The organism is Mycobacterium gordonae (assembly GCF_001417955.2).
Taxonomy (GTDB): domain Bacteria; phylum Actinomycetota; class Actinomycetes; order Mycobacteriales; family Mycobacteriaceae; genus Mycobacterium; species Mycobacterium gordonae_B.
On record NZ_LKTM01000001.1, the window covers coordinates 57,658 to 78,982 of the forward strand.

Annotated in this window: 22 protein-coding genes; 7 read left to right on the forward strand and 15 right to left on the reverse strand. The window is 65.1% G+C overall.

The window, feature by feature from the left end; all coding sequences use genetic code 11:
• Positions 1–2 precede the first annotated feature (2 nt).
• The 6 genes from AO501_RS00280 to AO501_RS00305 all read left to right on the forward strand — a co-directional run bounded on the left by AO501_RS00280 (position 3) and on the right by AO501_RS00305 (position 5,964).
• Entirely contained in the window at positions 3–1,325 is a 1,323-nt protein-coding gene (locus tag AO501_RS00280) for a virulence factor Mce family protein (protein ID WP_055575790.1), read from the forward strand.
• A gap of 41 nt (positions 1,326–1,366) precedes the next feature.
• A complete protein-coding gene (locus tag AO501_RS00285) occupies positions 1,367–2,482 on the forward strand; it encodes a virulence factor Mce family protein (RefSeq protein WP_156452255.1) in 1,116 nt (371 codons plus the stop codon).
• On the forward strand, positions 2,483–3,952 hold the full coding sequence (locus tag AO501_RS00290) for an MCE family protein (protein WP_055575792.1): 1,470 nt from the start codon (positions 2,483–2,485) through the stop codon (positions 3,950–3,952).
• Between the two features lie 48 nt (positions 3,953–4,000).
• Positions 4,001–4,606, forward strand: coding sequence for a hypothetical protein (locus AO501_RS00295; RefSeq protein WP_055576120.1), 606 nt, complete (start codon positions 4,001–4,003; stop codon positions 4,604–4,606).
• A gap of 176 nt (positions 4,607–4,782) precedes the next feature.
• Positions 4,783–5,265: a hypothetical protein gene (locus AO501_RS00300; RefSeq protein WP_055576121.1), complete on the forward strand. Its 483-nt coding sequence runs from the start codon at positions 4,783–4,785 to the stop codon at positions 5,263–5,265.
• A 72-nt stretch (positions 5,266–5,337) separates the two neighbouring features.
• Entirely contained in the window at positions 5,338–5,964 is a 627-nt protein-coding gene (locus AO501_RS00305; protein ID WP_231752300.1) for a CAP domain-containing protein, read from the forward strand.
• 19 nt (positions 5,965–5,983) lie between these two features.
• Here the strand turns inward: AO501_RS00305 and AO501_RS00310 are convergent, their stop codons facing one another.
• The 15 genes from AO501_RS00310 to AO501_RS00380 all read right to left on the reverse strand — a co-directional run bounded on the left by AO501_RS00310 (position 5,984) and on the right by AO501_RS00380 (position 19,834).
• Positions 5,984–6,346, reverse strand: a complete 363-nt coding sequence (locus AO501_RS00310) for a DUF732 domain-containing protein (protein WP_055575794.1) — start codon at positions 6,344–6,346, stop codon at positions 5,984–5,986.
• A 10-nt stretch (positions 6,347–6,356) separates the two neighbouring features.
• Entirely contained in the window at positions 6,357–7,163 is an 807-nt protein-coding gene (locus AO501_RS00315) for a hypothetical protein (RefSeq protein ID WP_055575795.1), read from the reverse strand.
• Between the two features lie 99 nt (positions 7,164–7,262).
• The gene (locus tag AO501_RS00320) at positions 7,263–8,291 is read right to left on the reverse strand and encodes a phosphotransferase family protein (protein ID WP_055576122.1); all 1,029 of its coding nucleotides are present in this window, start codon (positions 8,289–8,291) and stop codon (positions 7,263–7,265) included.
• Positions 8,288–9,220 carry a DUF7064 domain-containing protein gene (locus AO501_RS00325; RefSeq protein ID WP_055575796.1) on the reverse strand — a complete coding sequence of 311 codons (933 nt, stop codon included), beginning with the start codon at positions 9,218–9,220 and terminating at the stop codon, positions 8,288–8,290. Before AO501_RS00325 ends, AO501_RS00320 begins: the two co-directional genes overlap by 4 nt.
• Positions 9,217–10,068: an enoyl-CoA hydratase/isomerase family protein gene (locus AO501_RS00330; protein WP_055575797.1), complete on the reverse strand. Its 852-nt coding sequence runs from the start codon at positions 10,066–10,068 to the stop codon at positions 9,217–9,219. Before AO501_RS00330 ends, AO501_RS00325 begins: the two co-directional genes overlap by 4 nt.
• 2 nt (positions 10,069–10,070) lie before the next feature.
• On the reverse strand, positions 10,071–10,883 hold the full coding sequence (locus AO501_RS00335; protein WP_055575798.1) for an enoyl-CoA hydratase/isomerase family protein: 813 nt from the start codon (positions 10,881–10,883) through the stop codon (positions 10,071–10,073).
• A 22-nt stretch (positions 10,884–10,905) separates the two neighbouring features.
• On the reverse strand, positions 10,906–11,691 hold the full coding sequence (locus tag AO501_RS00340; protein ID WP_269435157.1) for an enoyl-CoA hydratase/isomerase family protein: 786 nt from the start codon (positions 11,689–11,691) through the stop codon (positions 10,906–10,908).
• Positions 11,692–11,722: 31 nt separating this feature from the next.
• Positions 11,723–12,481: an SDR family NAD(P)-dependent oxidoreductase gene (locus AO501_RS00345; protein ID WP_055575799.1), complete on the reverse strand. Its 759-nt coding sequence runs from the start codon at positions 12,479–12,481 to the stop codon at positions 11,723–11,725.
• 28 nt (positions 12,482–12,509) lie between these two features.
• Positions 12,510–13,451 (reverse strand): hydroxymethylglutaryl-CoA lyase, encoded by a 942-nt coding sequence (locus tag AO501_RS00350; RefSeq protein WP_231752272.1) that lies wholly within the window; start codon positions 13,449–13,451, stop codon positions 12,510–12,512.
• Complete coding sequence (locus AO501_RS00355; RefSeq protein WP_055575800.1) at positions 13,448–14,674, reverse strand: acetyl-CoA hydrolase/transferase family protein; 1,227 nt, start codon at positions 14,672–14,674, stop codon at positions 13,448–13,450. Before AO501_RS00355 ends, AO501_RS00350 begins: the two co-directional genes overlap by 4 nt.
• Positions 14,671–15,873: a thiolase family protein gene (locus tag AO501_RS00360; RefSeq protein WP_055575801.1), complete on the reverse strand. Its 1,203-nt coding sequence runs from the start codon at positions 15,871–15,873 to the stop codon at positions 14,671–14,673. The genes AO501_RS00355 and AO501_RS00360 overlap by 4 nt, the downstream gene beginning before the upstream one ends.
• Positions 15,873–16,640, reverse strand: a complete 768-nt coding sequence (locus AO501_RS00365) for an SDR family NAD(P)-dependent oxidoreductase (RefSeq protein WP_055575802.1) — start codon at positions 16,638–16,640, stop codon at positions 15,873–15,875. Before AO501_RS00365 ends, AO501_RS00360 begins: the two co-directional genes overlap by 1 nt.
• Positions 16,640–17,806, reverse strand: coding sequence for an acyl-CoA dehydrogenase family protein (locus AO501_RS00370; protein ID WP_055575803.1), 1,167 nt, complete (start codon positions 17,804–17,806; stop codon positions 16,640–16,642). The genes AO501_RS00365 and AO501_RS00370 overlap by 1 nt, the downstream gene beginning before the upstream one ends.
• 102 nt (positions 17,807–17,908) lie before the next feature.
• Positions 17,909–18,988, reverse strand: a complete 1,080-nt coding sequence (locus AO501_RS00375) for an acyl-CoA dehydrogenase family protein (protein WP_055575804.1) — start codon at positions 18,986–18,988, stop codon at positions 17,909–17,911.
• Positions 18,989–19,096: 108 nt separating this feature from the next.
• Positions 19,097–19,834, reverse strand: coding sequence for a hypothetical protein (locus AO501_RS00380; RefSeq protein ID WP_055575805.1), 738 nt, complete (start codon positions 19,832–19,834; stop codon positions 19,097–19,099).
• A 351-nt stretch (positions 19,835–20,185) separates the two neighbouring features.
• Here AO501_RS00380 and AO501_RS00385 point away from each other — a divergent pair, with 351 nt between their 5' ends.
• On the forward strand, positions 20,186–21,211 hold the full coding sequence (locus AO501_RS00385; RefSeq protein WP_055575806.1) for an NAD(P)H-dependent glycerol-3-phosphate dehydrogenase: 1,026 nt from the start codon (positions 20,186–20,188) through the stop codon (positions 21,209–21,211).
• The last annotated feature ends 114 nt before the right edge of the window (positions 21,212–21,325 follow it).

The window sequence follows — 21,325 nt, forward strand, 5'->3', positions numbered from 1 at the left end:
CGGTGAAATCAAAACTTCGACAAGCCCGCGCCGTGTTGGCGACCACCCTCGCACTGGTGCTCGTTGCCGGGGTGGTGGTCGCAATGCGGGCAAGTGATCAGACCGCCCGCACAATCGTGACCGCCTACTTCGACAACAGCAACGGCTTGTATGCCGGCGACGAGGTGCGCATTCGGGGCGTGGCGGTAGGCAAGATCGCCAAGATCGAGCCGCAGCCGCTGCGGGCCAAGATTTCGTTCTGGTTCGATCGCAAGTACAAAGTGCCCGCCGATGCAAAGGCTGCGATTCTCTCCCCGCAGCTGGTGACGGGGCGGGCGATCCAGCTGACGCCGCCCTACACCGGCGGCCCCACGATGCCAGACGGCGCGGTCATCCCGCAGGACCGCACCGCGGTGCCGGTCGAGTGGGACGACTTGCGGGCACAACTGCAGCGGCTGACCGATCTGCTGAAGCCCAACCAGCCCGGCGGCGTCAGCACGCTGGGTTCACTGATCAACACTGCCGCGGACAACCTGCGCGGACAGGGCGCCACCATCCGCGACACGATCATCAAGCTGTCCCAGGCGGTGTCCGCACTGGGCGACCACAGCAAAGACATCTTCGCCACCTTCAGAGATTTGTCGACGCTGGTGTCAGCGCTGCATGACAGCGCAGACCTGCTCGAGCAGCTCAACCGCAACCTGGCCGCGGTGTCCTCGTTGCTGGCCGACGACCCGCACAAGGTCGGTCAGGCGGTCGAGGACCTCAACGCGGTCGTCGCCGACGTGCAGAGTTTCGCCGCCGACAATCGGGAGGCGGTGGGCACCGCCTCAGACAAGCTGACGTCGATCAGCCGGGCACTGGTCGGCAGCCTCGACGACATCAAGCAGACGCTGCACATCGGCCCGACGGTATTGCAGGACTTCAACAACATCTACGAGCCGGCCAACGGTGCGCTGACCGGCGCGCTGGCGGTCAACAACTTCGCCAACCCGGTCTCATTCTTGTGCGGAGCAATCCAGGCCGCGTCCCGCCTGGGCGGCGAGCAAGCGGCGAAGCTCTGCGCGCAGTACATGGCGCCGATTTTCAAGAATCGCCAATACAACTTCCCGCCGATCGGAGAGAACCTGTTCGTCGGCGCTCAAGCCAGACCGAACGAGGTCACCTACAGCGAGGACTGGATGCGCCCCGATTTTGTGCCGCCGGCCGCCAATAACCTGCCGGCTCCAGCAACTGGGCCACTGCCGGCCGAAGCACCAGCGGCGCCAGCACCCGCCGGGGCGGCGGCGGCAACCGACCCCGCGGCCGGCCTGCGCGGCATGATGATTCCGCCGGGAGGTGGCTGATGACAAGCAACCGCTGGCGCCGCGCTGCGGCGAGCCTGGCCATGTTCGCGCTCGTGGCCGGCACATCCGGCTGCGGCTGGCACGGGCTGAATTCGCTCGCCCTGCCCGGCACGCAGGGCGCCGGCGCGGGCTCCTTCCTGATCCAGGCGCAGATGCCCGAAGTCAACAACATCCAACCCAACTCTCGGGTGCGCGTGGCCGACGTAGCGATCGGCCATGTGACGAAAATCGAGCGTCAGGGCTGGCACGCGTTGGTGAGCATGCGGCTCAACGGTGACGTCGCCCTGCCCGCCAACGCCACCGCCAAGATCGGCACGACCAGCCTGCTGGGCTCCTACCACATCGAGCTCGCGCCGCCGAAAGGCGAAGCACCGCAAGGCAAGCTGCGTGAAGGCTCGGTCATCCCGCTGTCCCACGGCGGTGCATACCCGAATACCGAGCAGACGCTGGCGGCGTTGTCGTTGGTGCTCAACGGCGGCGGGCTGGGCCAGATACAGGACATCACCGAGGCTTTCAGCACCGCGTTCCGGGGGCGCGAGCACGATGTGCGCAGCCTCATCGGGCAGCTCGACAGGTTCACCGCATACCTCAACGACCAGTCCGGCGACATCATCGCGGCCACCGACAGCTTGAACCGCCTGGTCGGAAAGTTCGCCGAGCAGCAGCCCGTGCTCGACCGGGCCCTGGCGACCATTCCCGACGCGCTCGCGGTGCTCAACAACGAGCGGAGCAACCTCGTCGAGGCGGCCGATCAGCTGGGCAGGTTTAGCGCCCTGACCGTCGACTCGGTTAACAAAACCAAGGCGAACCTGGTCAACGAATTGAAGGAACTCGGGCCCGTCCTGGAATCGCTCGCCAACGCCGGTCCGAGCATGACCCGCGCACTCAGCCTGCTGGCCACGTTCCCATTCCCGAACGAAACCTTCGAGAATTTTCAACGTGGTGACTATGCCAACCTGACCGCGATCATCGACCTCACGCTCAGCCGAATCGACCAGGGAATACTCACCGGCACCCGGTGGGAGTGCCACCTGACCCAACTCGAGCTGCAGTGGGGACGAACCATCGGCCAGTACCCCAGCCCGTGCACCTCGGGATTCCGCGGTACCCCCGGCAATCCGCTGACCATCCCGTACCACTCGGACCAGGGGCCGTAGATGCGCCGCCTACACCGACGAGTCCAAGTCCAACTGGCCGTCTTCACCGTGATCGCGCTGATCGCGCTGGCGGTGATGTCCCTGCACTTCGTGAAACTGCCGGCCATGCTGTTCGGCGTCGGCCGCTACTCCGTGAAGGTGGAGCTGCCGGAAACCGGCGGGTTGTACGGCACCGGAAACGTGACATATCGCGGCACCGAGGTGGGCCAGGTGCAGTCCGTGCGGCTGACCGACAGCGGCGTCGAAGCTGTGCTCTCCCTCAAATCGGGCATCGACATCCCCTCGGACCTGCGAGCCGAGGTGCACAGCCAATCCGCGATCGGCGAATCCTACGTCGAGTTGTTGCCCCGCAACGGCACCTCACCGCCACTGAAGGACGGCGACCTGATCCGGCGGGCTGACACCTCCGTGCCGCCGAACATCAACTCCTTGCTCAGTGCCGCCAACACCGCTCTGCAGGCAATACCGCACGACAACCTGCAGACCGTCATCAACGAGTCGTACACCGCGGTGGGTGGGCTGGGCCCCGAACTCTCCCGCCTGATCATGGGTTCGTCCAACCTGGCGATCGATGCGCGCAAGAACCTCGACCCGCTCGTCTCGCTGATCGACCGATCGCAGCCCGTGCTGGACTCCCAGACTCACACGTCGGAGGAGATTGCCGGGTGGGCAGCCCACCTGGCGACCGTGACCACGGAATTGCAGACTCACGACGCGGCCGTCGCAGGCACCATCGACCAGGCCGGCCCGGCGTTCGGGGAGATGCGTCAACTGATCGAACGGGTGCAACCCACCTTGCCCATACTGCTCGCCAACCTCGCCAGCGTCGGACAGGTCGCGCTCACCTACCAGAACGACATCGAGCAACTGCTGGTGATATTCCCCGAATCCATCGCCGCCGAACAGGCCGGCATCCTCGCCAACGTCAACACCAAGCAGCCGTACCACGGCCAATACCTGAGCTTCAACCTCAACATCAACCTGCCGCCGACGTGCAGCACCGGATTCCTGCCGGCCCAGCAGCAGCGCGTCCCCACCTTCGAGGACTACCCCAACCGCCCGGCCGGCGACCTGTACTGCAGGGTGCCCCAGGACTCGCCGCTCAACGTGCGCGGCGCTCGCAACGTCCCCTGCGAAACCGTGCCGGGCAAACGCGCACCCACCGTCAAGATGTGCGAGAGCAACGAACAGTACGTGCCCCTCAACGACGGCTGGAACTGGAAGGGCGACCCCAACGCCACGCTGTCGGGTCAGGACATTCCGCAGCTGCCACCGGGATCGGCGCCACCACCGGCCGGGGCGACACCCGCACCCGGTCCGGCGCCACCCCCGATTGCCGCGGCGCAGTACGACCCGGCCACCGGCACCTACACCGGATCCGATGGGCATCAGTACACCCGATCCGATCTGGCCCAAACCGCGCCGAAGGAACGGACCTGGCAGTCGATGCTGCTGCCGCCCGGGCCTTGAGACGGCGACGACACCCAGACTCATCAAGCACCAAGGATGGAGAACCTCATGACGGTAGTAGCCGATCGTGACCAGGAGCTGGACGAAGACACCGCCGAAGTCGAGGACAGCCCCCCCGAACCCGCCGCGGACGACCTCGAGAGCCCGCCCGCGGGCCGGACCAGGAAACCCGTGTCCACAGAGCGGCGCGCAACGCTGTTCGGCTTAGCCGTCGTCGTCGCGTTGGCGGCGCTGAGCGGATGGTGGGGCTATCGCCTGCACCAGTCCAACCAGGTGCAGGCCCAGCGGAGTCAGTACCTGCAGGTGGCCAGACAGGGCGCACTGAACTTGACGACCATCGACTGGCACCACGCCGACGCCGATGTGCGCCGAATTCTCGACGGCGCGACCGGGGATTTCTACAACGACTTCGCCAAGCGCTCGAAGCCATTCGTCGAGGTGCTGCAGCAAAGCCAGGCAACCACCGTGGGCAGAATCACGGAGGCGGGACTGGAATCGGAGACAGCCGACGGAGCGCAGGTACTGGTCGCGGTTGCCGTGCAGACGTCCAATGCCGGCGAGGCCGACCCGGTACCGCGGGCATGGCGAATGCGTATCTCGGTGCAGAGGGTCGGGGATCAGGTCAAAGTCTCTAATGTCGGGTTCGTGCTGTGAGCGCGGTCATCTCGCCCCGGACAGGCCAGCGCAGTGACCTCGACGAGGTGCCCCAGTCACCTGCTGAGCCAGCGGCCGCTGGGGAGGCCGGCGCGGACGAGACCGAAGCGACCGACGTGGCCACGGATGCCGACGGGTCAGATCACGAGGAGCGACCGGCCACGGCGTGGCGTCGCATCCGTTGGTCCAGGGTCATCGCCTACGGGCTGTTGCCGGGAGTGGCGCTCCTGCTGGCCGCGGGAGCGGGCTTCCTGAGATGGCAGGACACCTCGGCCCGCGATGCCGGGGTGGCCCGGGCGGAGTCCGTGCGCGCCGCCACCGACGGCACCATTGCGCTGCTGTCCTACCGGCCCGACACCGTGCAGGCTGATCTCGAGGCCGCACGGGGCCGATTGACCGGTGCGTTCCTGCAGGCCTATACGTCGCTGACGCACGACGTGGTGATCCCGGGAGCAAAGCAGAAGCAGATTTCCGCCGTGGCCACCGTCCCGGCCGCCGCTGCCACGTACACGACTGCCGATCACGCCGTCGTACTGCTGTCGGTGAACCAGACAATCGTCATCGGCCAGGACGCGCCCTCAAGCACCGCCTCCAGCGTCCGGGTCACCCTCGACAAGGTCGGGGGCCGTTGGCTGATATCGCAATTCGATCCGGTGTGACACCGGTGATCACGGCCGACGGAAGGAATCGACATGCAGTACCGACAGCTGGGTTTGTCTGCTCTGTTCGTCATGGTGGGCGGCACGGTCCTGGATATGCCGGCGGCGTACGCCGACAACAAGCGGCTCAATGACAGCGTGGTCGCCAACGTGTACACCGTGCAACATCAGGCCGGCTGCGGCAACGACGTCAAGATCAACCCGCAACTGCAACTCGCCGCCCAGTGGCACACCCTCGATGTCCTGAACAACCGAAACCTCGACAGCGACATCGGTTCTGACGGGTCCACCGCACAAAGTCGCGCCAACGCAGCCGGCTATAAGGGGCGAGTGACCGAAACGGTGGCCATCAATCCTGCCGTGGCAATCAGCGGCGTCGAGTTGATGAACCAGTGGTATTACAACCCTTCGTATTTCGCGATCATGTCCGATTGCGCCAACAGTCAGATCGGGGTGTGGTCGGAAAACAGCCCGGATCGCACCGTCGTGGTGGCCGTCTACGGGCAGTCTGACAGAGCACCCCAGAGCACAGCGGTTGGGCAGCAGGCAGGCCCCGCGCCGGTGGTGGTCCTGCCGGAAAACGTCCCGATCGACCCCAGCCCGCAATACGACGCCAGCGACGAGATCGAATACGCCATCAACTGGTTCCCGTGGATCCTGCGCGGCGTGTACCCGCCACCGGGTATCCCGCCGCAATAATCAGGGGGCGGACGCTGCGCTACTCCGCCGGAGGCTGGTAGTGCGCCGCCGAGTTCCGCAGCTGCCAGATCTGGGCAGGACAAAGAAGATTCACCGCATACGAGACAAGGTAGTTGGCCGCGAACTCGTCGTTGGGGGTCACGTCACGCTTGACATCACCCATTACCTGGGCGTAGCCGTGGCCCGCGGTGACCTTGTCGCAGATCCCGTAACCGTAGTTCAGCGCGTCGGTGTTCGGGAAGTCGTAGTGCCGTCGCACGGTCACGTCGTAGAGATACTCCACATCGGGCGCCGGAGCGGCATTAGCCCACGGCGCCAACGCAAGCGGGGCAACACCGAGGGCAGCGGCGACGATCAGAGCGGCAGGCGTGCGACGCATCATTGGTCAGCTCCTATGCAGTGGAATCGGCCGGCTGCACCGCTGCACGGATGTGATCCCGATGTGCATCGGCGGATGACCGCGGCAGGAAAGATGCGGCGGCTCGCATCAATAACAGCGCGAAGCAGATACTCAGTACCGTCGCGCCGGCAACCACCGGTGCCGAGGTGTGCTCGAGGTGAATAGCAACGATGGTCGGCCAGCCGGCACCGAAGTTGGCCCCGAAAAAGGTGCATGGGAACAGTACGAAGACGCCGAGTAGTTGCCGAGAGGCGGTGCAGCGCGCGCGCAGCTGTGCCGCCGCCACCGCGAAGCAGATCACCTGAGCGGTCTCCAGCACGCCAATCACCAACGGGTACTGCAAGATCCGGAAGACATGTGGCCCCCAGTAACTGTAGAGGCCGCCATTGATTCCGACCATCTCGAAGGTGGCCGATTCCAGTAACGTGATCCCGGCCAAGACCGACAGCGTGCGGCCGGTCATTGAACCGTGGGCGATCCGATTGGTGATGTAGATGGCCGGTGCCGCGTACAGCACCGCATAGCCGCTGTGCGTCCAGATCGGTTGCGGGATATCGAATGCGGTGAAGTGAGTCCACATGCCGGGTGTGGAGTAGAAGTACAGCATCATCCCCACGTCGTACAGCGGCTCTGCGAAGGCCCCGACCAGGGCCCCAAGTACCACGAGCGCATAGAAGGGCGTCCGATCGCGCATCCCCATCCGGATCGCGACAACCAGGAGCACCGCGGTCAGCGCCCAACTGGCGTACGTCAGGATCGTCTGTGTAGTGAGGTTCAATGCGTGATCGATCGGTGGCATGTTTTCAGCGTAGGGACAGCTCAGCTCGACCCGCGTCCCTCAAGAAGGGGATCTTCCCATCCGTTGGGATGATTGAGTTCCCGAAACCGCGCAGGCGAATCAGGCGAGCGAAGCGCCTTCGGCGGCCAGCCTTTCGCCGGCGTCCAGGAACGAACTCACCAACCCGGGCTGGGCATAGTACGCGTCGCCGACACCGCTTTCCAACCGCTTGCGGCTGTAGTCGTAGAGGGCGGCGAGCTTGTACATCGCAAGCGTGGCATACCAATTGATGTTCGACACGTCAGCGCCGGTGCGATCCGCATATCGGTCGATCAGCTCAGTCCGTCCAGGGTATCCGGGCTCCAGGACGGCGGTGCCCATCGCTGATGTTGGAACCAGCGGCTCGCCCGCCATCGGATACGAAGCGAGTAGGTATCCGAGGTCGGCGAGCGGGTCGCCGAGGGTAGCGAGTTCCCAGTCAAGGACCGCGGCGACGGCACCGGCGCCGATGTCGACGATCATATTCCCGATGCGAAAGTCGTTGTGGACGATGGCACTTCCGGATTCCGGCGGAAGATGTGCGTGCAGCCACTGGTCGAGGCGGGAAAAGGCCGGTGGCAGGGTACCGTCCACCACGATCAGCGACCGCATCCGTCGCAATTGCCGGGCGTTGAAGCCCTGCGGTTTGCCGAAGTTGCCGAGCCCTACCTCACGCCAATGCACCTGGTGCAGCGCGGCGAGAGTGTCTACCAGTGATTCACCGATCTGCCGGCGCAGCTGTAGGTCCTCACTCGGCGCGGGGGTCGACTCGGTGATGACGGTCCCGTCGACGAATTCCATGACCAGAAACGGGACGTCGAGGAGGTCGCCGGCGGCGGCGACGGCGAGCACCCGCGGGGTGGGGACGTCGGAGTGCTCGAGTGCGGATAGCACCCGAGCCTCCCGTAACACGTCATGAGCGCCGGCGTGCAGCGGCGGTGGCGGTGGTCTGCGGACGATCAGTTGCGAATAGCCGTCGGACACCAGAAAGGTCAGGTTGGAATGCCCATCGCCGACGGCGTGGGCGGTGATGACCGGGTTGCACAAGTCCCGATCGGCCAGGAAGCGCCCCAGATCGCGCAGCTCATGCTCAGACCACGACCACATCAGGTGTCCCCAGCCGACAGATAATCGAGATAGGCTCCTTGCCAATGCGTTTCGAATTGGCCGGCGCCTTGTTCACCATCGATGAGTGCATGGCAGGCGCCCTCGCGGATCACCGTCTGCAGCCGATCGTGTGTCGGCAACTCGATGACCCCGAAGACATCGAGCTCCAACTCGGTTCGCACACCCGCGGTGTCGGTGAGGGTGGCCGACAGCCGACGCTGCCGCATCTGTTGCCCGTACTCGGCATGGTGGTCGATGCGACTGACGGGGTAGGTGATTCCGTCACGGACGACGTAGCCGGCGAAACCCCACTCGCCCTTGGCGATCCATATCCAGCCATTGACCGCACGGCCCGACTCGGTGTAGGCGATGAACCACTTCCAATGCTGGGGGATGCCCCAGTCTCGGACCCCCCAGGAATGGTCGCGGTGCCCCATTCGATCCCACTCGATTCGGTGGCCGGCGACTTCGAGACCCCCGCGCACCCGGCCCGTCTGCTCGATCCGGTTGACCGCGAACCACGAGGGCAGGCCGTCCGGATTGCGGTGGTAGCTGAAAGCGTCGTGAATGCCGTGGAATGCGAACTCGATTCGCACCCCGTCGCGGTCATAGGTGAGAACGCAGGACTTGCGCAGTTCGGGTTGCGTGAGAGTCATTCCCTCGAAGGAGAATTCGTCGAGGTCAACATCGTCGTCCACGCGTCCCTGGTGGAGTTGCAGCGCCAGCGGGCGCCGTTCGGGACCCCAGACGCACACGTTGTAACCGGCCCTGCCGGTGCCGGTCAGGTAGAGGTAGATCTGCACGCCGAGCTGCTCCTCGGGCATGATCAACTCCCAGAACAGGCTGTCACGCGTTCGCTCGCCGGCCTGCGGTCGGTGCCGGAGGTCGTCAGCGGGACCCAGCCCGTCACTCCGGGCTCCTAGGGTTGTCATATGCGCCGCGCGTCCCGCAGGCCGGCCAGCCCACCGCGAGTGGTCGGCACCTGCAACGCCAGTGCCTGACCGCGGGTGTCGACCTCGAGTGCGGACCGCAACGAGTTGTTCTCCAGATTGCGGACCAACGCGTTCTTGGTGGATCTCACACTGTCGTCGGAGTTCTCCGAGATGGTTACGGCCAGATCCATCGCCGCGTCGAGCGCATTGCCACCTTCGGAGAGCTGGTCGGCCAGTCCGATCTGACAGGCCTCGACAGCCCGCACGGTGCGTCCGGTGAATGCCAACTCGGCCGCCCGGCCAGGCCCGATCAGCCGGACCAGGTTCCACGACGTGCCAAGTTCGCCGATGGACAACCCGACCCGCACGAACCCGGCACTGAAACTGGCGGTGGGGTCGGCGATCCGGACGTCGGCGGCCAGTGCCAGTGATAGTCCTCCGCCGGCCGCGGGGCCGCTGACTGCAGCGATCACCGGATACGGCAGCGCGCGCAATCCGGTTGACCCGGCCGCGGCGGTCTCGACGAGATCGGTGAATTCCGACACCGACATCCGGGTCAGAACATCGACCTCGTCCAAGTCGAAGCCGGTGCAGAACGCCTTACCCCCGGCCCCGGTGACGATCAGCGCCCGCACCGGTGCATTGCGTAATACGGTTGCTGCCCAGGCGATTTCGCCGAACATCTCGATGGTTTGCGAGTTCGCCCGGTGTGGGCGGTTCACTGACATCACGACGATGCCCGGGTGTCGTTCGTCGAAGGTCAGGGTTTGCGCCGTGCCCAGCTCGTCGAGAACATCAGGCAGCGGCCGCCGCGACACCCGATTCCACTGCGATGTTGCCGTGCTCATGCTCATCGCCCGGAAAAGTTCGGCGGCCGCTTGGCTTTGAAGGCTTGCAGCGCCTCGGTCATGTCGTCGCAGCGCGTCAGCAGCGCCTGACCGCGGTTCTCCAACTCCAGTGCCGCCGCGAAGGAGGCCACTTCCATGTTGGCCTGCAGTGCGCGTTTGGATATCCGGATACCGCCGGGGGAGTTGGCGCAGATCTGGCCCGCCATGGCCAGGCTTTGGTCGAGCAAGTCGTCCGAACCAGTCACCCGATTGAGCAGGCCGAGCCGCGCTGCTTCTTCAGCCTCGACAATGCGCCCGGTGAAACCCATCTCTGCGGCGGCGGACGGACCGATCAGGCGGGGCAGCAACCAGGAGGCACCGAGGTCGCCGGCCGAAAGCCCGATGCGCACGAACGCGGCATTGAACTTCGCCGCCGGTGACCCGAGCCGGATGTCGGCCATCAGCGCGAGCGACATTCCGCCGCCGGCCGCGGGACCGTTGACGGCGGCGATCACCGGGACCGGCACCGCGCGCACGGCGCTGAGTGCGCGGGCGGCGCGCTCCTGACGATCGAGCATGCCCAGGGCGGATAGCGAGGCCAGTTCTTCGGCTTCGTCGAGGTCGTATCCCGCGCAGAAGGCCTTGCCCGTGCCGGTGAGGATCACCACCCGGACGTCGCGGTCGTCAGCGAGCGCGCGCGCCAACGTCTCCAGCTCGTTGAACATGGTCAGCGTCATCGCATTGAGACGGTCGGGCCGGTTCAGGGTCACCTGGACCACGCCGTCCGCCGGAGACGCAAGAAGCATTGTCTCATAACGGGTTTCGACATCAATCATGAAACAGGCTCCGATCTCTGGGTCACGCGAATTCGGGCGAGCGCTTGGCGATGAAGGCACGGATTCCCTCGACCGCCTCACCCTGCTCGAACAGGTCCTGAATCTGCTGGACTTCGAACTGCAAGCCGTCGGCCAGCGGGCGATCGTAGGACGCGTCGACGGTGCGGACGACCGCCAGTTGTGCGGGCATGGAGGGCGCGACCAACTCGTGCGCAAGTTGCCAGGCCGCGGCCCGGGCCGTTGTACCCGGTCCGGCGAAGCGGTCGATCAGGCCTATCCGGTACGCCTCGTCGGCGTCGACCTGGCGCCCGGTGAGCATGATGTCGAGCGCTTTGCCGCGCCCCACCAGGCGGGGGAGTCGTTGGGTGCCCCCGGCGCCGGGGATCAGCCCCAATTTGACTTCGGGGAGACCGAACCGTGCGCGGGCCGCACCGACACGCAGCGTGCACGCCATCGCCAACTCGAGGCCACCACCGAGGGCAAGTCCGTCGACGGCCGCCACGGAAATCACCGGCAGGTCGGCGAGGCGTTCCACCGCGCCGCGCAGAGTATCGCCGTACTCGCGGAATGACGCCGCGTCCACCGCGGACATGTGTTTGATATCGGCCCCAGCCGCGAAGAACCCGTCCACCGCGGAAGCCACCACCACGACCTTGGCATCTACCGCCAGGGTGTAGTCGATCGCCGTGTGCAAGCCGGTAATGATCTCCAGCCCGAGCGCATTGGCCGGTGGCCGATCGAGCATGATCTCGACCACGGCGCCGTCCCGGTTCCAGGTGACGGCCTCGCGCCTGTGTGGTTGTGCCACGGGAATCTCCTTTGCTGACTGAAGGATTGGCTCAGGCCATCGTGAGTCCGCCGCTGACGGACAAGGTTTGGCCGGTGATGTACCCCGCGGCATCCGATGCGAAGAAGGCAACCGCAGCGGCAATATCGGACGGCTGGGCCAGCCGTTTCATCGGCACGGAGCGAGTCATACCGCCGATCACCTTGTCGGCGTCCTGTCCGGAGCTGTCGGCGAACTTGCGCAGCGCGGGCGTGTCCGTCGGTCCGGGACACACGGTGTTCACTGTCACCCCTTTGGTCGCCACCTCGCGGGCCAGCGTCTTGGTGAACGCGATAATGCCGCCCTTGGCGCCCGAGTAGACCGCCTCCAGCGACGAGCCGACGCGACCGGCGTCCGAGCCGATGTTGATCACCCGCCCGAAACCGCGCTCCACCATGCCCGGCACAACGGTATGGATGACTCGCAGCGCGCCCTTGAAATTGATGTCGAGAATCTTGTCCCAGAAATCCTCTGACGTTTTCACGAACGGCATGAAGTCGTCCCAGCCGGCGTTGTTCACGACGATCTCGATGTCGCCGAGTTCGGCAGTGGCGGTCTTGACCGCACCACGTACCGACTCGGTGTTGGTCACATCGACGTGGACGGCGATGGCTTCCCCGCCCGCTTCGGCAATGCGCTTCGCGGTTGCTTCGGCCGCCTCCAGATTCAGATCGGCGACCGCAACTCGATATCCATTGGCTCCCAGCGTTTCCGAGATGCCCTGACCGATTCCTTGGGCCCCGCCGGTGACGAATGCGACACGTTTGCTCATATGTTCTCTCCTTTGAGTGGTCTGATGCCTAGCGGCAGGATGTGTGGTTCGGGTCCGGTGTCCAGTGGATCGGTCCGGCGACTATGGAGTGACTGGTCAATTTGCGTCCCAGCACCTGTTGAGCGGCGCGCGCCGCATCGATCAGGGCAGGTAGCGATACCCCGGTCGATACGCCCATCTCGTGGAACATGCTGATCAAGTCTTCCGAGGCGATGTTTCCGGTGGATCCTGCCGGCACCGGGCAGCCGCCGAGTTCGCCGAAGCTGGACTCGAAGCTGGTGCATCCAGCCTGCAGCGCGGCGTAAGCGTTAGCCAGTCCCTGTCCGCGGGTGTTGTGGAAGTGGGCAGTGACCTCGACACCCGGCAGTCGTTCAATGGCGGCGGTGAAGAACTCACCGACGTAGGCGGGATTGGCCATTCCCGTAGTGTCGCCGAATCCGATCTCACTGGCGCCGGCTGCCGCGAACTGCTCGGCGATATCCAGCACCCGCGTCATCGGCACCCTGCCCTCGAACGGACAGCCGTAGGACGTGGCAATGACCGCGGCGCACCGCAGGCCCTCGGCGACAATGCGTTTGGCGATGATCTCGTTGTCGGACATGGATTCGGCGATGCTCCGGTTCACGTTCTTCTTGTTGTGCGTCTCCGACGCGCTGACGAAGATGGCCACCTCGCCGAACGTCTCGCGTACTTTGAGGGCATTGTCCAGTCCCTTGCTGTTGGGTACCAGCACCATCAGTGAAACTTCCTCGGGCACATCGACGCCGCGCAGCACCTCAACGCCGTCGGACAGCTGCGGGATGACGTCGGGGCGAACGAAACTGGCCACTTCAATGCGTTTCAGCCCGGTGCGGGCCAGCCGGTTGATCAAGTGGATCTTGTTCGCGGTGGCGATCGTTTCCGGTTCGTTCTGGAATCCGTCGCGCGGGCCTACCTCGCGGATATCGACATGTGTGGGCAACCCGCTCACAGTGCGCTCCTTTCCCGGTCGAGCTGATCGCGGAACTTGGGGGCGGCGATCGCGACCAGGCGTCGCGCTCGTTCCCTCAGGCTGCAGCCGCGCAAATGCGCGACGCCGTATTCGGTGACGACGGTGTCGACATCAGAACGCGCGGTGGTGACCACCCCGCCGTCGAGCGAGGCCTTGATGGTGGACCGACCACGCGAGGTGGCCCGCAGCGCGATGATCGACCGTTTACCGGTGAGCGAGGCCGCCCGGGTGAAGTCCACTTGCCCGCCGACGGCGCCCACGTAAACCCCGCCGCTGACCTCGGCGCCCACCTGCCCGGTCAGGTCGACCTCGACGGCGAAGTTGACCGATACCAGCGAGCTCAGTTGCGAAAGTATTTGCGGGCTGTGGGTGTAACTCGTCGGCAGGAAGCGGGCGGGCAGCTCGGCCACCCGGCTGTAGAGCTCGGCAGAACCCAACGCGATGCCGGCAACTATCAGGCCGGGGTCAATCTCCTTGCGCCTGCAGGTGATAACACCTTTGTCGACCAGCCGGAGCACCCCGTCGGTGACCATGCCGGTGTGGAATCCCAGGTCCTCGTGTTCGGACAGGGCATCGAGCGCCGCGGCGCCCAGCGAGCCGACGCCCATCTGCACGGTGTCGCCGTCGTCGACGAGACCGGCGACGTGGGCGGCGATACGGCGCTCGGTGATACCCGCTGCGCGGGTGGGATCTTCGGCGAGCGGCCGATCCGTGCTGATGGTCGCGGCAAAGCGGTCCAGCGGAATTCGTGGGCTGCCCGCCGGTTCCGGCATTCTCTGGTTGATTTCGGCGATCAGCACAGGCGTGTGCGGTATCGCGTCGGCGACATAGTCGACCCCGATGCCCAACGAGCATGTCCCGTCCTTATCGGGCGGGGACACCTGAATCAGGCCGACATCACACGGAAGGCGGCGCTCGGCGAACATGCGGGGTAAAGCCGAATAGTGGCACGGCACCACGTCCAGCCGACCCGACCGACTCAGTTCGCGAAGCTCGCCAAGTCCGCCGTAGGACACCATCGACATCCGGCCGGGGATCGTCACGGCCAGCTGGTCGTTCCAGCTCAGCCCGGTGAAGGTCCGGATCGGACCGATCCGGGGATTCTGCAGGATCAGCGCGTCGACAAGGGGGCGCGGTTCGGCCGCGGCCTGACCCCACCAGACACCGTCGCCGCGGGACAGGAATCTGGTGAAATCGATCATGTCGGAACCCGCTGAATCAAGGTCCCCGTGCCGAGACCTCCGCCACAGCACATCGACACCAGGCCGAGATCGGCCTCTCGGCGCTCGAGTTCGGCGACCAGTGTGGCCAGCAGTCGGGCCCCGGTGGCGCCCACCGCATGTCCTAGCGCGATGGCTCCGCCGTTGACGTTGACACGATCGGCGTCCGGACGAATTTCTCGCTGCCAAGCGAGAACCACCGAGGAAAATGCCTCGTTGATTTCGAACAGGTCGATGTCACCGACCGTGAGGTTGTTGCGTTGCAGCAGCTTTCGGGTGGCCGGAATGGGTCCGGTCAGCATGATGATCGGATCGACTCCGACGGTGGTCTGGTCGAGGACGCGGGCGCGTAGACGCAGTCCGAGCCGGCGCGCGGCATCGGCAGAGCACAGCAACACGGCGGCGGCGCCGTCACTGATCGGCGATGACGACCCGGCAGTGATTCGCCCGCCTTCTTTGCGGAAGGCCGGCTTGAGATTGGCCAGCGTCTCCAACGTGGTTTCCGGACGCACGCATTGGTCCCCGTGGCGAAGTTGACCGTCGAGGGTCATCGGCACCATCTCGGCAACAAACCTGCCGTCGGCGATGGCCTTGGCCGCGTTCTGATGCGACCGCGACGCAAAGGCATCCATCTCCTCGCGGCTCAGCTGCCACTGGTCCGCGATCAACTCGGCGCTTTCGCCTTGGTGCACGAAGCTGTAGCGGTCGCGCAGCTCGGCTGTCCACGGATCGCCGTAGAGTTCGGAGATCTTGCCGGGCGAGTCGATCGGGACGTGGCCCATGTGCTCGACGCCACCGGCGATCACGACGTCGTGTGTGCCCGAGGCCACCAGAGCCGCGGCCATTTCCACTGCGGTTTGCGCTGAGCCGCAACGCCGGTCCAGTGTGGTCGCCGGTACCTCCGGCGGATAGCCCGCCTGCAGCCAGGCGTTGCGGGCGATGTTGCGGGACTGTTCTCCGAACGGGGCGGTACAACCGATGACCAGATCTTCGACCAGCGCGGGTTCGATACCGGTGCGTGTGATGAGCTCGGTGTAGCAGGCGGCGAGCATCGCGTTGGGGTGGGTGTCGCGGTACCAGCCGCGCTCGGGATGCGACTTGCCGGTTGGTGTGCGTACCGCTTCAGCGATGTAGACCTCGCGGCCCGTTACGGCGAACGGACCAGTCACGTTGCGGCCCATCAGATCACCGTCCCGCCATCCACCGGCAGCACCTGACCGGTGATGTAGGAGGCGGCGTCGGAAGCCAGAAAGACGAAAGTCGGCGCGATCTCATCCGGAAACGCCCAGCGTCCCAGCGGAATTCGGGCCAGAGTCTTGGCGGCCAGCTTTTCGTTGGTGCGGATGTTGGCCGTCATGGCCGTTGCGGCCAACGGCGCGACGGCATTGACGGTGATGGATTGGCGCGCCAGCTCGCGCGCCAGCGACTTCGTCAGCCCGATGATGCCGGCTTTGGCGGCACCGTAGTTGGCCTGACCGATGGTGCCGGTAATGCCGGCCGCTGAGGTGACATTGATGATCCGGCCGGTGCCATCTGTCGGCAGATGGTGCAAGGCGGCCTGGCTGCATACGAAGCTACCCACCAGGTGGATGTCGACGATACGCCGGAAGTCCTGCTCCGAAAGGTCCGCGAACATGGCCGGCGCGATGGCGCCGGCGTTGTTCACCAGGACGTGAAGCACACCGCCGCCGAGTTCGGCTGCGGCCGCGGCGGCTTCGGTTGCCGCAGCCGAGTCACGCACATCCAGTACGAACGGCCGTGCGGTACCACCGGCGGCAATGATCGATTCCGCGGTGGCCAGCGCGGCGTCCTTGTCGATATCGGTCACCAGCACCGCGGCGCCGGCCGCGGCGAAAGCCTGGGCGATCGCCTCGCCGACGCCGCTGCCCGCACCGGTGACCAGCGCCGAACGCCCATCGAGGCGGAAGACATCGCGCTGCGGGGACATCAGTAGCTCCTCGGCAGACCCAGCACGTGCTCGCCCAGGTAATTGAGCACCATCTCCTGGCTGATCGGGGCGATCCGGGTAAGCCGGGCCTCCCGGAAATATCGGGCCACGTGATACTCCTCGGAGTAACCCATGCCGCCGTGGGTCTGCAGCGCACGGTCGGCCGCATCGAACGCGGCGTCGGCGCACAGGTATTTGGCCGTATTAGCCTCGCGTGCACAGGGTTCGCCGTTGTCGTAAAGCCAGGTGGCCTTGCGCAGGATCAACTCGGCGGCATCCAAGCGGGCTAGTGAGTCGGCAAGCGGGAACTGTATTCCTTGGTTCATCCCGATCGGCCGGCCGAATACCTCCCGCTCGTTTCCGTAGCGGACAGCCGCGCGCAGTGCGGCCCGCCCGATGCCCAGGGCCTCTGCGGCGATCAGGCAGCGTTCGGGGTTGAGTCCGTCGAGGATGTAGCGGAAACCCTGACCTTCCTCGCCGACTCGGTCCTCCACCGGAATCTCGAGTCCGTCGATGAACAGTTCGTTGGAGCTGACCGCGTTTCTCCCCATCTTGTGGATCGGCCGAATATCGACCTTGCTGCGATCAAGGTCGGTCAGGAACAGCGTCATGCCATCGGTTTTGCGCGAGGCGTCCTCGAACTTCGTGGTGCGGGTAAGCAGCAGGATCTTCTCCGATTCCAGCGCTTTGGAGATCCACACTTTGCGGCCGTTGACGACATATCGATCACCTTCGCGCCGGGCAAAGGTGGTGATCTTCGTGGTGTCCAGGCCCGCGCCCGGTTCAGTCACGCCGAAACACACGTGCAACTCACCGGTGACGATGCGAGGCAACGTGCGGGCTTTGAGCTCCGCGGAACCGTGCATGATCACCGGGTGCATGCCGAATATCGACATATGCATTGAGCTGGCGCCGTTCATCCCGGCTCCGCTGGCTGCGACTTCTTCCAGCAGAATCGACGCCTCGGTGATGCCGAAGCCGTGACCGCCGTATTCCTCCGGCGTCGTGATGCCGAGCCAGCCGCCTCCGGCGAAGGCGTCATAGAACTCAGTCGGAAACTCGTGGTCCTGGTCCTTGGTCAGCCAGTAGTGGTCGTCGAACTTGCCTGCCAGTTCAGCGACTGCACTACGGATAGTCTGCTGATCCTCGCTCAACTCGAAGTCCACAACGCTCTCCGCTCCACCTCGGATATTCAACCTAAATGCAAATCATACTAATGGACAGACCAAAAAGAAACCCTGATGGTCTACCCGTTCGGCCTGTCACGGTCAGATGGTGGCGGGCAGCAGCGGCAGCACGTCGGCGATGCGCTCATTCCACGCCGCGGGCGTGCCGAACAGCACGCGGTCGAGTTTGGCGCGCTTGTAGAACAACTGCAGATCGTGTTCCCAGGTGTAGCCGACGGCGCCGTGCAACGTCAGCGCGGTGTCGGCGATTTCGGCGGCCCCGCGGGTGACCTGAGCCATTGCCACCGCCGCATGGGTGGCGCGCTCGGGCAACCCCTCCTCGGTCGATTGGGCCGCGTAACAAACGATGGACAGTGACGATTCCACCGTGACCAGCATTTGTGCCGCGGCATGTTTCACCGCCTGAAACGAGCCGATCGCTCGACCGAACTGATGGCGCTGCTTGCTGTAGTCGACGGCCAACTGGAGCATCCGCTCAGCTGCGCCCAGGGCGTCGGCAGCGGTGAGAACGGCTGCTCTGGTGGCGATTTCGCCGATTGCGGCTGCCGCGTCGATATCGATGCGGCGTGCGGCGGCGTCATCGAAGACGACATCGGCCACATCTCGGGAACGATCCAGCAGCGGGCGGGGGTGCACGGCGACCCCCGCCTCAGCGCAATCCACCACCCACAGCGACGTGGCCGCCCCCTCGAGTGCAGGCGTCAGCAAATGCCGCGACCGCCCGGCGCCGAGCACGCAGGGTATCCGCCCCCGCAGTCGGCCTGCGCCGCACCGCACCGACGTGGCCACTGTCGGGATGTGGTCCGCCGGCGCCGCCAGCGCGGTCACCGCACCAGACTCTAACGCCGACCGCACCAGCGCCGGCTCGTCAGCCAGCGCCGGGACGACCATCGCCGCCTGTAGCCAGAGGGACGACGGCACCGCCGCGCGCCCGAGTTCGCGTGCGGTCAGCGCCAATTCGAGGACGCCGCCCCCCTGGCCACCGAGGTCCTCGTCGAAACCGACGCCGGCCCAGCCCTCATCGACGAAGAGGCGCTCGAATGCGGCCGGGTCACCTGCGTCCAGCCAGCGCCGGACCGCTGACGAATCGGCGCGTTCAGCCAACCACTCGCGAAGCGATGCGGTGAACATCTGCTGTTCTTCGGAAAGCTCTAAATGCATTGGGCTGTCTCCCGTCGGCCTCTACGTGCGCTTGTAATGGGAAGCCAAGGAACTCCGGTTGCGTGGCGACGTCCAGTTTCATGGCACGACGTGCACCGCCTGCGCGGGTCAACTGCCCACGGCGGCGGACACGGGAACCGGGTCCGGCTCGCCGGCACGGTCGAGTTCTTTCAGCATGTACCACGTGGTCAGAGTGAGGTACCCGCCCCAGATGACGACGGGCAGGTAGAACGCCAGCAAGCCGTGGTACGCAAATGGGCCGCTCTTGAAAAACGCTGGGCCCGAGGCGAAGAACAGTGTCACGGCGCCGGCGAGAGTGAGCCAGGTGAGCCAGCGCGGGATCATCGGCCTGGGCCGATGATCCATCAACTCCACGACCGCGGTCGCCACCATCTCAATAGCCAGGTAGATCCAGCCGAGCAGGAAGGCGAACCACGCCCAGTCGTAGAAGGCCTGGATGACGTCAGCGCTGCTCTCCTTTCGGTACGCCGACACGATCCAGGCACACGCGTTGAGGAAGACGATCAACGAAATGAAAACTCCACACACTGCCGTGGTAAGCGACCACACCGGCCAACGGCCCTCGATCTTTGCCAGCATGATGCCGAACATGATGGAGCCGGGTGTCAGTATTCCCGCGGCGACGTAGAAGAGGCTGCAACCGACAATCGTTCCCCAGTGGTGCGTCTCGCTGAACCACACCTTGGTGGCACCGAGGCCGAGGTCGGCGCGCGCAGGCAGGTAGAAGTGAGCGACTCCCAGCCAGCCGATCGCGGTGAGCAGAATGAAGATCCAATTGCACCACAGCCCGAACTTCTGGGATCCACGCCGTTCGACGTGCTGCATAGTTTCGCCCCTTGAGCCGATACCGGTAAACCATGATCGTGCTAATGATACTAATGGCCTGACCAAAAGGAAAGAGACGTGATCGACGCCGCTGAGTTGGGCCGGTGCCTCTGAATGGGGACGTATATGCGCTTTTGGGGGGAAGTCAGCCCCCGCTGCATCGGCGAGAATCGCGATAGCTCAGGCCACGACGCGCCGGCGGGCCGGACCCGCGAGATTGCCATCCAAGGTGCGCGACCGCGGATATGCCAGAAGGGTGGATGTCCTGGTGGAGACAGTGATGAGTGGGGCACCGCCACCAAGTCGGCCCGACGGCAACGCGCCGCTACCGTCTTTTAGGTGAGATCGGCGATGAATGGCGTTCAACGCCAACCCATTGTCGTTGTGTTCGGAGGTGGCTCCTGGGGTACTACCATCGCGTCGATCTGCGCGCGGCGCGGACCCACGTTGCAGTGGGTGCGCTCCAAGGCCACGGCGAAGGACATCAACCAGGACCACCGCAATAGCCGGTATCTCGGCAATGACGTGGTGCTGAGTGACACACTGCGTGCCACGACAGACTTTGCCGAGGCGGCGAGTTGTGCCGACGTCGCCGTGATGGCCGTGCCGTCGCATGGTTTTCGCCAGGTGTTGAACCAGTTGGCGAGTGAGGTGCGCCCATGGGTACCGGTGGTGTCGCTGGTCAAAGGACTCGAGCAGGGCACCAACATGCGGATGAGCCAGATCGTCAATGAAGTAATGCCCGGTCATCCGGCCGGCATCCTGGCTGGGCCCAATATCGCCGTCGAGGTGGCGCAGGGTTACGCTGCCGCGGCGGTGCTGGCCATGCCGGACCAGCATCTGGCTGCCAATCTTGCACAGCTGTTCCGTACCAGACGATTTCGCACCTACACGACCGATGATGTCGTGGGCGTCGAACTGGCGGGAGCGTTGAAGAACGTCTATGCCATCGCTGTCGGCATGGGCTATTCGCTCAGCATCGGCGAAAACACGCGTGCCATGGTGATGTCCCGCGCGGTGCGCGAGATGTCCAAACTCGGCGAGGCTGCCGGCGGGCATCGCGATACTTTCGCCGGACTGGCCGGCATAGGTGACCTCATCGTCACGTGTACCAGCGAGCGAAGCCGCAACCGTCATGTCGGAGAGCAACTCGGGGCAGGAAAGTCCATCGACGAGATTATCGCTTCGATGAATCAAGTCGCTGAGGGCGTCAGGGCCGCAAGCGTGATCATTGAGTTCGCCGCCGATTACGGCCTACCTATGCCGATCGCGCGCGAGGTCGACGCAGTGATCAATCACGGCGCGACCCCCGATGACGCCTACCGCGGTCTAGCGGCCGAGAAGCCCGGCCACGAGATCCACGGGGCAGGTTTTTAGCAGGCCTTCAATCGGGCACCCGTGATCCTGGTAGTGGACATGAGTTGCGCGAAGCGGCACATGGCAATTCGCGCGTGTAGAAGTCTGGCGCGTCGGACCTTGGCGCAGATCGGT

Coding starts and splice junctions, on each gene's coding strand:
- AO501_RS00380 (WP_055575805.1), bottom strand. CDS start 19,834: ATGCAGCACGTCGAACGGCGTGGATCCCAGAAGTTCGGGCTGTGGTGC.
- AO501_RS00335 (WP_055575798.1), bottom strand. CDS start 10,883: ATGATTGATGTCGAAACCCGTTATGAGACAATGCTTCTTGCGTCTCCG.
- AO501_RS00385 (WP_055575806.1), top strand. CDS start 20,186: ATGAATGGCGTTCAACGCCAACCCATTGTCGTTGTGTTCGGAGGTGGC.
- AO501_RS00360 (WP_055575801.1), bottom strand. CDS start 15,873: ATGGGCCGCAACGTGACTGGTCCGTTCGCCGTAACGGGCCGCGAGGTC.
- AO501_RS00295 (WP_055576120.1), top strand. CDS start 4,001: ATGACGGTAGTAGCCGATCGTGACCAGGAGCTGGACGAAGACACCGCC.
- AO501_RS00330 (WP_055575797.1), bottom strand. CDS start 10,068: ATGAGCACGGCAACATCGCAGTGGAATCGGGTGTCGCGGCGGCCGCTG.
- AO501_RS00310 (WP_055575794.1), bottom strand. CDS start 6,346: ATGATGCGTCGCACGCCTGCCGCTCTGATCGTCGCCGCTGCCCTCGGT.
- AO501_RS00325 (WP_055575796.1), bottom strand. CDS start 9,220: ATGACAACCCTAGGAGCCCGGAGTGACGGGCTGGGTCCCGCTGACGAC.
- AO501_RS00375 (WP_055575804.1), bottom strand. CDS start 18,988: ATGCATTTAGAGCTTTCCGAAGAACAGCAGATGTTCACCGCATCGCTT.
- AO501_RS00365 (WP_055575802.1), bottom strand. CDS start 16,640: ATGTCCCCGCAGCGCGATGTCTTCCGCCTCGATGGGCGTTCGGCGCTG.
- AO501_RS00305 (WP_231752300.1), top strand. CDS start 5,338: ATGGTGGGCGGCACGGTCCTGGATATGCCGGCGGCGTACGCCGACAAC.
- AO501_RS00285 (WP_156452255.1), top strand. CDS start 1,367: ATGTTCGCGCTCGTGGCCGGCACATCCGGCTGCGGCTGGCACGGGCTG.
- AO501_RS00315 (WP_055575795.1), bottom strand. CDS start 7,163: ATGCCACCGATCGATCACGCATTGAACCTCACTACACAGACGATCCTG.
- AO501_RS00355 (WP_055575800.1), bottom strand. CDS start 14,674: ATGATCGATTTCACCAGATTCCTGTCCCGCGGCGACGGTGTCTGGTGG.
- AO501_RS00345 (WP_055575799.1), bottom strand. CDS start 12,481: ATGAGCAAACGTGTCGCATTCGTCACCGGCGGGGCCCAAGGAATCGGT.
- AO501_RS00290 (WP_055575792.1), top strand. CDS start 2,483: ATGCGCCGCCTACACCGACGAGTCCAAGTCCAACTGGCCGTCTTCACC.